Here is a 1,135-nt window from a genome sequence, read left to right on the forward strand (position 1 = left end):
TTTAAAGGTATGACGGTTGAAGATGCAATAAAATCGGTATTTCCAGATCGCAATACCATTAATATGGATGAAAAAGATCGACTTCAAATCATTGATAAAAATATTTATGCCTCAACACCAAAAGAGTTTATTGACAAAATAAAAGGGGTATACATTCATGATGTAATAGCTGATTATGGCAATAACAACTCTGATGTTGAATGTATTTACATATTTACTAATGATAGAACAACTGAACCAGATGAAAAATACAAGGCTTTAGAAGATTATGGACTTGAGTTTATTCCACAACAAGAAATTACTATCGAGGGTGAATACAGTATAAGGCGTATATATTGGAACGCCCAAATATTTTACACACATAAAATAAAAATTGGCGATAAAGTTTCATTTATTGATGGGTTAGGAAAAATGATAAAAACTACCATAAAAGAAACAAGCGCAAGACTTAGCAATACGGGAGATTGTTCATTAATACTTAAGTTAAAGGATGATTCTAATTAAATATAGAAAGTAAAGGGGTTTAGAATGACCAAAGACTATAAAATTTACAGAATGAACCAGCGCCTTTATGGCCATGCATTAGCACAAGAGGACATGAAAAATTGGATTTATTCAAATATTTTCATAACTCGAATTGGCACTGTAAAGGAGTTTAAGCAGCAAACTCAAGAAGCTATAGTTATAATACCAGAATTTGAAGACTTAGAAATTCACACAAAAAATATATCTAATATCAATTTTGAACTATCAAAAGGCGATACTGTTTTACTACTTCAATCAAGCGTTAATATTTTTGATAAAAATGACGATATTCATTTTGACAAAAATCATTTTTACATACTTAGCGCAATTAGTCCAAAAACTTTAAATTTAATTTCTGATACTGTTAAGATAAAAGCAAATAGTAGAATTGGAATAGCCAACCAAACAACTAGCTTGAAAGAAATTCTCGATAGTATTATCAGTGCTATCAATGGTATAACCGTAGTAACCACAACTAATAACCCTCCAGCAATTGACTATATAAGCTTAAGAGCAGTAACCTCTAGAATTTCTGCTAATATCAACAGTTTGTTTAAGTAATTTTTGCTAAATATGGTATAATTACTAGTATGGATTTAAGAATTGGAAA

2 protein-coding genes are annotated in these 1,135 nt (G+C 29.8%); both read left to right on the forward strand.

What is annotated here, in order from left to right:
* On the forward strand, positions 1-504 hold a 504-nt coding region (locus HNP63_RS06710; protein ID WP_183227723.1), incomplete at its 5' end, for a DUF693 family protein.
* A 24-nt stretch (positions 505-528) separates the two neighbouring features.
* Positions 529-1,086: a DUF777 family protein gene (locus tag HNP63_RS06715; protein WP_183227725.1), complete on the forward strand. Its 558-nt coding sequence runs from the start codon at positions 529-531 to the stop codon at positions 1,084-1,086.
* Positions 1,087-1,135 lie beyond the last annotated feature (49 nt).

Source organism: Borreliella afzelii (assembly GCF_014202295.1).
In the GTDB taxonomy this organism is placed as follows: domain Bacteria; phylum Spirochaetota; class Spirochaetia; order Borreliales; family Borreliaceae; genus Borreliella; species Borreliella afzelii.

Excerpts from the sequence above, each read along its gene's own strand:
- HNP63_RS06715 (WP_183227725.1), top strand. The coding sequence starts at position 529 with ATGACCAAAGACTATAAAATTTACAGAATGAACCAGCGCCTTTATGGC.